Raw genomic sequence first — 10,499 nt, forward strand, 5'->3', positions numbered from 1 at the left:
GAGGGTTTTTACTCTAGCGCTTCTGCAATTTCCGTCGGTGTTGGGTTACGACCATATTTTTGGACGAGATCCCGTTGAACTCTCTTGATTTTGTTCAGTTTTTCGGTGATATGGATCGGTAAACGAATCGTTCGACCATTTTGAGCGATCGCCCGAGTAATGGCTTGTCGAACCCACCAGTAAGCGTAGGTGGAGAATTTATAACCCCGCATGGGGTCAAATTTTTCGACTCCTCGCTCTAAACCGAGGGTTCCTTCTTGAATTAAATCCAAGAATTCCATGTTGCGCTTTTGGTATTTTTTGGCGATTGAAACGACTAAACGTAGGTTCGCTTCGATCATTTTTTGTTTGGCGCGACGACCGCTAACAATGACTTTATCAAGTTCCTCTTCCGTTAATTCGACTTCTTTCGCCCACTCGGTTTTTGTGGGTTCGTGACCCAGTGTTTTCGTCAGTTGATCTTTAGCTTCCAACTGCTTCATCATGTGTTGAACTTGCTTGCCGAAGTGAATTTCTTCTTCTTGAGTCAGCAAGGGAACACGACCAATTTCATGCAGATAAGTCCGCACGGTGTCTGCTGAAACCCCTGGTCGAGTGTTCCGTTTGATGGATTGATCTTTTTTGAGATTGTTTACCTTAGCCATGATTTTAAATTAAACTCCCTTAACAGAATCAAAATGGGTAGTGAGTCTACTCGACTGATCAACAATGAGTAGGAAAGAACGTCAGAGTTGGTTCTCTTTTAAACTGGTAGAAAGNGATAAGTCCGCACGGTGTCTGCTGAAACCCCTGGTCGAGTGTTCCGTTTGATGGATTGATCTTTTTTGAGATTGTTTACCTTAGCCATGATTTTAAATTAAACTCCCTTAACAGAATCAAAATGGGTAGTGAGTCTACTCGACTGATCAACAATGAGTAGGAAAGAACGTCAGAGTTGGTTCTCTTTTAAACTGGTAGAAAGTCTAACCCTGTGGGATTTCTACTCTATGTTTTGACAGGGGAGCCGGAACGCTCGACAGGCTGCGATAGTATCTCAGGTTCCCTCCCGTAATCGTTTAACTCAATTTTATTAGACGACCGTAGTACGATGTAAGTTCAATTGGCAATCAATATGTAATTGGCTTGCGCTTCAAGAGTCTGATCGTTCCTCGACTTCCGAGAAGCTATTCGACTGCAACAACCCCCGCTTTTCCCTCGGTTGGATTTTGTTCCAACTAGAAATCTGTTTCTCCTTTACTTCCCTTTACATTATTACATGAATAATGGGGGATGAGTCAAGCTATTCATTGTTCGGTTTTCTGTGTAAATCATCCTCTATCTTTACTCTATCTTTACTTACTATCATGCCCAGAAACAGTTGAAATCTATCAGAAGAATGAATGCGAGAAAACCGAACTATTTTCTGCTTGTTTTCCTCACACAATCCGTATTTACACTGAAGATCTGAACCTCCTCACCACTGTTACCAATATCTTGGAACTTTGAGTGCTAAACATCCCGCTCTGATTTGGGGAGAACGTGATCCTCTCCAAAAACAGGGATGTGAACAATCAGCAATCGGCTTTTAGCTTTTCGGATACAAGTTAGGGTTTGAACGGTTGAAATGTACCTGATCACCTGAAAACGTCTCCAAAATTGACAGATCGCACTGAAGGCCATGACAGCAGAATGGATCAACAGAAAAAAGCATTATACCTTAATATTGAATTTTTGACCTGAGCAAATTGCAAATTTTTTGAACTAAGCCTCTACCGCCTTGAGTATCCCCTTTCTCCAGACCGACTTGATCGCCGGATCAGGAAGCTTAATTTCATCTACAAGAATATTCGGTGGTTTTCGGGCTAGGGTTCGATCGCACTGACACCGACAGCATCACCCCAGATATTTATCTGGTACGATAGCGATCCAAAAACCAATCCCCGATCACAATCGGCCAAATTCCTGTAATCGGAATATTCACCGCCTTTAATACAATCACCATTGTCACCCGTCCCACTTCCGGAATTCCCAGCCTAGCAATAGTGACCCAAGTTGCCGCTTACGAAAATCAAAATCNGGGCTAGGGTTCGATCGCACTGACACCGACAGCATCACCCCAGATATTTATCTGGTACGATAGCGATCCAAAAACCAATCCCCGATCACAATCGGCCAAATTCCTGTAATCGGAATATTCACCGCCTTTAATACAATCACCATTGTCACCCGTCCCACTTCCGGAATTCCCAGCCTAGCAATAGTGACCCAAGTTGCCGCTTACGAAAATCAAAATCATTTTTCTCTGAATGTTATTAACGGTTTTTGTATTGTTGTATAATACACCTCAACTATTCGTAAAATAGGATGCACTTTGGTATTTCTTAATCTGTTGTCAGAGAATTACCCCCAGGCGAGAGAGATGCCTTCGGGTTAGTGATCTCAAGCTCCTGTCAATGAGGCTTTTTCTGAAGTTGGACGCTTAGACTGAGAGTGAACTCACTTCTAGCTCTAAGGCGGCGTGAAAATTCTCAGTTCTAAAATCTCAACTGAAATCCGAGATTTCCAAAAAATGGACGGAGGGTATAACTTTTCCTTTACCCATCGATCATCAAGTTAAAACATTAGGGGTTTAAAATTCCTTTGGAGAGGAACAAAAAGCTCTGGAAAACCGCAAGACTTTCAGTTGGGAAAACTCACCCCAAATTAGGTTGTCAAACGGATGCAATTTAAGCTAAATTAGAATCAAGAATAGGAGAATACGAATCAACTTTTCGCGATTGGAGTTCAGCTCACTCTCCACCTCACCACCCGTTTCTGATTCGATGCAGTGGTGGTTTGTCTCTTGGAATGTTAATCGCAGTCCAAAAACTTGCGAAAGACAGGCTGACCTGGTACTACGGCCCCTGATATCTGTCTGATTCCGTTCAATCACAGCGAAGGGAATCAACACAGAGACTCAAAAAAGAAAACAGGGGAGACCCAGTAAGTTTTTTGTCCAATTCCTATAGTCTTCATCCATAGTCCTTGTACCCCTACTCGTTTTTTCCGGGTTGGGGATATTGGGAGATGAAGATAAAATCTCTATTTTAAATTCCTGTATTCCTTGAACTTTGAGAATGCTTTTTGAAAGATGACTGTTACCACTTCCCCACCCCCAAAAGTTCTGCTTCCCTCTGAACCCAAAATCCTCTCCCTTTCTCCTTCCTCTACTCATTTCCTCAATCGTTGGCGTCCCTCTCCCGAATCCCTCGTGTTCATTTCCGCCTTATTAGTGGGTGGAGGTTCAGGACTCTTAATGGTATTATTTCATACCCTGATTAACTTCTTCTATAGCCTCAGCTTTGAGGGATTAATGAGTCTAATTTACACCTGGGGAGCCTGGACACTCGCCTTAATTCCCGTTTTAGGCGGCTTAATGATTGGAGTAATGCGTTGGCTGTTTCCTAAAATTTTGGGACAGGATTTTTCCACCCTATTAACCAACGCGAGAGTACAAGATATCACGCCTTTACGACCCTTCGTTAAAATGTTAGCTGCCGCTATTTCTTTGGGAACAGGCGCCTCATTAGGGCCAGAAAGTCCCAGTGTAGAAATTGGTTCTCACGTTGGAATTTTATACGCTCAATTTTTTCAAGTTTCCCAAGAACGTTATCGCTTATTATTAGGTGCAGGAGCAGCAGCCGGACTCGCGGCGGGTTTTAATGCTCCAATTGCGGGTGTTTTTTTTGCTTTAGAAGTGGTACTCGGAGCAACATTTTTCACAGCTCCAGCCACCAGTTTAATTTTGCTCTCTGCCGTTTTTTCTTCGATTGTTTCTCGTATTTTTTTAGGCGCTCATCCGGCTTTTATTTTACCGGATTATCAAGTTATTAGTTCTTGGGAATGGATATTTTATGTCGGTTTAGGTGTACTGGCGAGTTGTGTCTCTTTAGCTTATACCCAGGGTATTAAATGGATGCGAGCTTGTTTTCAGGGAGAGATTCGCTATTTAAGTTTTTTGGGTAAAATTCCACCTTTCTTGAAACCGGCTTTGGGTGGAATAATCATTGGCTTAATCGCGCTCAAACTTCCTCAAACGTTAGGGGTTAGTTATCAAACCCTGGAAATCATCTTACAAGGTGAAAGATTTCCCCTATTATTATTAGGTTTACTGTTAATCTTTAAATTAATTGCAACGACAATTAGTCTAGGGAGTGGTTTTGTTGGGGGTGTCTTTGCACCTGCGATGTTTTTGGGAGCTTGTTTAGGAGCAATTTATGGTCATGTATTGGGGTTAATTTTACCCTCTGATTTTGTTGAAATTTCCCCCCCTGCCGCTTATGCAACAGTGGGAATGGCAGCAGTTCTAGCCAGTAGTGTCAGAGCGCCACTAACGGCGATTTTACTCTTGTTTGAAATGACTCGCAACTACTTGATTATTTTACCCTTAATGGTAACAGTCGGGGTGAGTATTGCGGTGATGGATTGCATTAAAGCAAAAAGTTCTGTGGCGGGTTTAAATTTGCAACAAATGGGAATGAATTTAGCCCAGCAAAACGAACAAGAAATTTTGCAAAAAGTTCCTATTGCAACACTCATGGATTTCTCTTATTTAACCTTGTTAGACTCCATTTCTTTGATCGAAGCAGGTCAGAAAATGATTCAAGCAAAATGTCATACCGCGTTAGTGGTTGATGAAACCAAACTCTTAGTCGGTGTGATTACCTTAGCAGATATTAAGCGAAATCTGATACAAATACAGTCAATTTTGAGTGAAAAAGCAAATTTTGAGCATACTTTAAGCGAAATGAACTTAAAGATTGGCGAGATTTGTACCTCAGAAATTCTCTATGTTCATCCAGAAGATTCAGTCAGTGAAGCCTTTGAACAAATGAGAGTCCGAGGTCTTTTTCTACTTCCTGTTGTTCATCCCGATAACCCGCGTAAAATAATCGGTGTTCTCGATAAAAACAAAATGACTCTAGCCAGTGATTTAGTCTCAACTCAGACTGTATTGGTTCCCTATTCTACCGTACAAAATTAAACGGAAACTGACATCTCAAAAACCCGGTTTATATCGCTATCCGGGTTTTTAATCTCCACTAATACCGCTTTGCTTCTCTATTGTAGATTACCCAATTAAACGGAAACTGACATCCCAAAAACCCGGTTTCTGTCAGAAACCGGGTTTTTAATCTCCAATCGAATAGAATTTAAAACCCTAAATCATCCATCGCTGATGCTGCGGCTTCAAACAGTTCCTCATCCGGCATTTCTTCCCAAGCTGTATCACCAATTTCGCGATAAAATTGTTCATCATAGGCACGAGTGCGAATCACCACAGGCATGGGAACCGCATGACCTAAGACTAACGCCTGTTGTTTAGAGTCTAATTTCGACAAAACTGAACGTAAATTTTGACCGCCTGAAACCCCAGTAAAAATCGCATCAATATCTTTATCATCATTCAATAAAGCGGTGATTCTTGTGCCAATTTGTGACATGACTTCCGCATCAATTCCTGATGGTCTTTGGTCAACCACTAACAGCGTCACAAAATATTTTCGCATCTCTCTGGCAATAGTACCAAAAATCGTTGAACGGACAATGGCAGAATCTAAGAAACGGTGTGCTTCTTCTATCGTAATCACCAAAGGTGTTGGTCTATCGACGGGATTTTTAGACGAAAGAAATCGATCAGCTTTGCGAACATAAGAGGCATGAATTCGACGAGTAATCATATTCGTCACCAACATATAAGATAGCATATCCGACTGAGTTCCAAACTCAACAATCACATTTTTTCCGGCATCTAATGACTGCAAAATTCGGTCAATATAATTAAACGGAGAAGTCGGACGCATATATTTTAAATTCTCCATCCGCAACAGTTTTCGCTGAAGCGACATAATAGACCCTTTGTGACCCCGCCTTTCATCACAAAACAGTTGAATTTCCTCATTCGTCATCGATAATAATTGAGAAATCCAAGACTTCCCAAATTCACTGCGGAGAATATTGGCACTATCTAAACTCGCCTCAGATAGATTTAACTCACGCTGCACTAAGTTAATATCTTCAACTTCAATTTGATCATAACTCAAATACAATTCTTGAGCATCTCTTACTCCTCGCCGTTTCGTTGATTCGGGGTCAAGGGTATAGACTTCAACTCGTTCAGGAAACAGTTGACGTAAACCTTTAACCGTATTGAATTTNTTCAACTTCAATTTGATCATAACTCAAATACAATTCTTGAGCATCTCTTACTCCTCGCCGTTTCGTTGATTCGGGGTCAAGGGTATAGACTTCAACTCGTTCAGGAAACAGTTGACGTAAACCTTTAACCGTATTGAATTTTTTACCCTCAGAAACCGCTTCCCAACCATATTCGGAGTGCATATCAAAAATAAGATTAACAGCCGCTTGTTTTTTGATAATTCCCGATAATAATAGCCGGGTTAAAAACGATTTCCCCGTCCCTGATTTACCAAAAATCCCGTTACTGCGTTCAACCATTCGGTCTAAATCCACACAGACGGGAACATCCATATCAATGGGTTTACCGATAGCAAAATTACGACGATGGGGGTCATCTTCCCAGCCAAAAATCACCCTAAAATCGCGTTCGCTGGCTTCATAAACCTGGGAAAAATGAGTGGGAATAGTTTTTACCGGGAGAAGTTGAATATCGCTGTTTGTATTGGTTTGAAAGGAAGCAAGGGTTAAATGACCATTCTTTTGATTGTCTTGTTGTTGTTCGAGTTGGCGACGAACCATTTCTTCTGATTGTACATCCGCCTGATTTAGCATTAACATCGGGGTTAATTCTATGGTGCCATAGGTGCTATTTCCTGCGAGAATGGCTTGCAAAAAATCATCACTGGGTTGCGGGGGATTGGCTAATATTCGCAGATTATTGGTTCCCAAAGAAACATCTGTCAAGAGACAGAAAAAATGCGATCGCAAACCGCGCACGACTAAAAATTTCCCGACTCTCATATCTTCGACAGAGATATCAGCATTGAGTCGAACTTCTAAGCCTTTGGTGAGGGAACCTTGAATAACGGAACCGAGGGGTTGTTCTGTGGTCATCGATTTATAATTGATCAGGTGTTTGTTGGCAGTTACTCAGGTGAAGGGTGAACGTGTTTATCCAAGCTAACCTCTATCTACTATCTAATATTATGATATTTTCGTCAACCTTTTCACCGATAACCCGATCAATTTCGATAGATTTCTAGATTTCAACAAGCAAGACGCTTGCATGATTCTGGTTTAAAGTGAGAAATGACTTAAGAAGAAACCACTGTTAAAGGTTTTGGAAGGGATATTCCTAATTGTTGGTATTCTGCAATTAAAAGTTCTAAAACTTCTTCTGCATTCTTGAGTGCTTCTGCGTAGGTTTCTCCGTGTGTATGAGCGTAGGGGCCAAACTCGGGCAAACTCACTACATATTTTTGGTCTTCATCTGACCATTGGATAAAAATACTATAATGATGATTCATCACTTTTTATAGATATCTCCTCTAGTCCCTATTGTGTAAATTTAAATTTCAGCAGAATCAATATCGACTAGAAAGACAATTCTAATTTTACCAATACGCAGTCGATAAAATCATTCCCAATTTCCCCTCATTTTTTTGATGTCAAGTTCTGTAAAAGGAATAATCCCCTGTTCCTCAACAAAAGTCAGGATTTGATTGAGTTTTTCTCCTATTTTCGCCGAGTCTTCAAGATTTGCCTTTTATAAAAATTTAATCGCGTTCTTACGAAATTTTATGCCCCTGTTTCACCCAATCTGTCATATCAACTGATTCTTCATCTTCATAGTCAGACGGTGAACCAAACATTTCATCTAGTTCTTTTTGTTCTTTTTCACTGACGTAGGGAATCAAAGTCTGAGAAATTGACATACTCCCCACGAATAAACTCGGGGGATTCTTAGCTAATGCTAATTCTTGGTTCATCGACACGACTTGTTAAATCGGATTTCTCCTCATTAACAGAGGTCGAAGTCACGCCCTCGCTTTCCCTCGGAAGAGGCAGATTCCGAATGCCCTTCGGTACTGTATTGATTAAACTCAGTCCCTAAAATACTCATACCTTTTTTCAAGATATTTAGCGCGGCGTTAGTATCGCGGCAAATCTCTGTCTTGCATTTAGGACATTTGTGAGTGCGGGTACTGAGTGATTTTTTTACTCTAAAATCACAGTTAGAACAATCTTGAGATGTGAAGTTTGGACTAACAGAAACTACCGCTTTGTCCCATACTTTTCCAAAATAGTCTAACCATTGGGTGAATTGATACCAACTCGCATCGGAAATCGACTTAGCCAAATGATGGTTCTTGACCATATTTTGTATTTTGAGATCTTCGTACACCACGACATCGTTAGATGCCACTACGCATCGGGCTAACTTTACAGCCCAATCTTTACGCTGGCGTTGAACCTTTAGATGGCATTTCCCAAGTCTTTTTCGTGCTTTATGGTAGTTGTTTGATTGAGGTTTTTTACTTTTGACAAACTTTCTAGACAGTTGTCGTTGTAGCTTTTTGATTCGTTTTTCAGCCTTCCTCAAATACTTTGGATGGATTGCTGCATTGTCGTTTTGGTCTTTATAGAAGTAGTTTAAACCTAAATCTAAACCGACTACATTCCCTGTATAAGTTCCAGGCTCGGAACGATTAGCATCAAAACAAAATTGTGCATAATGCCCATCAGCTCGCCTAACAACTCTGACCCGATTAATGTTTAAGGTTAGCAGGTCTTTTCTAACTTCTGAATTACAGAAAATAGAAAATTTTCCCGCTTTGAAACCATCTGTAAAATTAATCGATTTACAATCACTTGAAAGTTTGTAGCCTGTGGTTTTATATTCCACTGAACGACAATACTTTTTGAATTGAGGATAGCCTTTTTTCTTGGCTCCCTCTCTGCAACGACGGTAGAAGCTAGATATTGAATTCCAAGCTCTCTCGCCCGAGGCTTGACGTGCCATCGAGTTGAGTTTCTTGGCAAAAGGAAATTCTTTCGCCAACTCTTTACATAGTCGAGAGATACGAGATTTATCTACATCCCGTTCATCTCGCCATAGTCTAACTGCCTTGTTGTCGGGTAGGAGAGCATACGTCGCCGCATCTCTCCCCCCTAAGAACCGGACTTGACAGTTTCCCATCATCCGGCTCAAGCCTCCAGAGTCTCAGAACATTTACCCGTATGTACGTGCTTGTGGCAGGTGAGGTGTAGGTGGACTAGGTTGTCTTCCCTGTTAGTACCCCCATCCTTTACTTGCACTTTATGGTGGGTGTGTAGCTTTTCTCCATTAAACAGGTGTTCACCGCATATTGGGCATTTCCAGCTTTGGTTTTGGGCTACTTTAAATAGCTTTGAACCTCTTGCAAAGTATGTTTTCCCGTAGTTGGTTCTACGTTTTTCCCAGTATTCGGTTAGTTTGGGGTCGTCGGGGGATGCTGTTCCCTTGATTTTGACGTGACGGGTTATTGGTAAGTCTCCGAGCTTCGTTAGGATTAGGTTTTTCTTCTTCCCATTTCTATCTTCGACTATTGCGTGAAAGCTCCATTTCCTGCCATTAGCGGTGATGAAATACTTCCCTGCTACCCACTTCTTCCCCTTGCTTGGATGTCTGCTTAGTGACCATTTCCAGATTGCCTGGAAAATTTGGTGGTCAACATAGCTGAACACTTCGCTACTTACCCCGTGTTTATAGTAGTTTCNCTTTTTCCTTTTGAGGTTTTACTAGACAGCTTCCCTGGAAGTGGCGGACATTGAACCCCAAAAAATTGAATCCTTGTTCTACATGAACAATATTGGTTTTATCCTCATTTAACTCCAGTCCTCTTGTTTTGAGGAGTTCCTTTACCGAGGGAATTATTTCCTCAATATCTATGAGAGTTTCGGCGGTGATGATGAAGTCGTCAGCGTATCTGACGAATCCATATTTAGGCGCTCTAGGAGACTTGTTCTTCCCTTGCCTTTTCTTGAATTGACTTAGGAATTGCTCGATTCCATCCAGCGCTATGTTAGCCAGTAGAGGAAAAATTAGCCGAAAAGTAATGGACAGTCCTGTCTGGACTCACCGCCGGATGCGTTTCGGTTTGACCCGGTCACGGAGCAACTCTTCATTGATGCTGTGAACAAAGCCCGAGCAGATCATGGGCTCAGCACCTTAAGCGTGCGACCCGGGCTCCGTCCGGCAGCGCGGTTTCATAGTCTCGATATGGGGCTCAATGATTTCTTCAGTCACCAGACCCCAAACGGGCGGGCGCACGCGGCCCGGATCGCCGCTTTTGATCGCACGCTGCTGTCGGAAGGCACCGCGGAAAACCTGGCGCAGTTCGGGCCTTCGGTATTTTCGGACCCCTTTTGGTGTTCCGCTTTCCGTTTCGTGGAATATTTCAGATTCTACATACCCTGCTTTCAGCCACTGTTTAATTAACTCTCTTCCCGGTATTTCTCCGATGGCTTTGAGTGTGAATTCGTGACTGATGTTGTCGAATGCGCCCTTAATATCCGCG

The 10,499-nt window shown here is 41.9% G+C and carries 7 protein-coding genes and 3 pseudogenes; 2 read left to right on the forward strand and 8 right to left on the reverse strand.

The window, feature by feature from the left end:
- Positions 1-11 precede the first annotated feature (11 nt).
- A pseudogene (locus WN50_RS28710) lies at positions 12-644 on the reverse strand (sigma-70 family RNA polymerase sigma factor); the annotation flags it as partial.
- A gap of 2,465 nt (positions 645-3,109) precedes the next feature.
- Here WN50_RS28710 and WN50_RS28715 point away from each other — a divergent pair.
- On the forward strand, positions 3,110-5,002 hold the full coding sequence (locus WN50_RS28715) for a chloride channel protein (protein WP_046278180.1): 1,893 nt from the start codon (positions 3,110-3,112) through the stop codon (positions 5,000-5,002).
- 169 nt (positions 5,003-5,171) lie between these two features.
- On the opposite strand, the gene WN50_RS28720 is transcribed toward WN50_RS28715, so the two are convergent.
- The 7 genes and pseudogenes from WN50_RS28720 to WN50_RS36700 form a co-directional block, all read right to left on the reverse strand.
- Positions 5,172-6,176, reverse strand: a 1,005-nt coding sequence (locus WN50_RS28720) for an ATP-binding protein (protein WP_152964959.1), incomplete at its 5' end; no start/stop codon positions are given.
- Between the two features lies 1 nt (position 6,177).
- Positions 6,178-7,053 (reverse strand): annotated as a pseudogene (locus tag WN50_RS28725) (helicase HerA domain-containing protein); the annotation flags it as partial.
- Between the two features lie 200 nt (positions 7,054-7,253).
- Positions 7,254-7,466 (reverse strand): type II toxin-antitoxin system HicB family antitoxin, encoded by a 213-nt coding sequence (locus tag WN50_RS28730; protein WP_046278182.1) that lies wholly within the window; start codon positions 7,464-7,466, stop codon positions 7,254-7,256.
- A gap of 261 nt (positions 7,467-7,727) precedes the next feature.
- Complete coding sequence (locus WN50_RS28735) at positions 7,728-7,928, reverse strand: hypothetical protein (RefSeq protein ID WP_046278183.1); 201 nt, start codon at positions 7,926-7,928, stop codon at positions 7,728-7,730.
- Positions 7,929-7,960: 32 nt separating this feature from the next.
- On the reverse strand, positions 7,961-9,142 hold the full coding sequence (locus WN50_RS28740; RefSeq protein ID WP_235441172.1) for an RNA-guided endonuclease InsQ/TnpB family protein: 1,182 nt from the start codon (positions 9,140-9,142) through the stop codon (positions 7,961-7,963).
- 5 nt (positions 9,143-9,147) lie between these two features.
- The gene (locus WN50_RS36695) at positions 9,148-9,666 is read right to left on the reverse strand and encodes an HNH endonuclease (protein ID WP_235441173.1); all 519 of its coding nucleotides are present in this window, start codon (positions 9,664-9,666) and stop codon (positions 9,148-9,150) included.
- 33 nt (positions 9,667-9,699) lie between these two features.
- Positions 9,700-10,045: pseudogene (locus WN50_RS36700) on the reverse strand (reverse transcriptase/maturase family protein); the annotation flags it as partial.
- 111 nt (positions 10,046-10,156) lie between these two features.
- Here WN50_RS36700 and WN50_RS37945 point away from each other — a divergent pair.
- Positions 10,157-10,420, forward strand: a complete 264-nt coding sequence (locus WN50_RS37945) for a CAP domain-containing protein (protein ID WP_425354851.1) — start codon at positions 10,157-10,159, stop codon at positions 10,418-10,420.
- The last annotated feature ends 79 nt before the right edge of the window (positions 10,421-10,499 follow it).

It is taken from the genome of Limnoraphis robusta CS-951 (assembly GCF_000972705.2).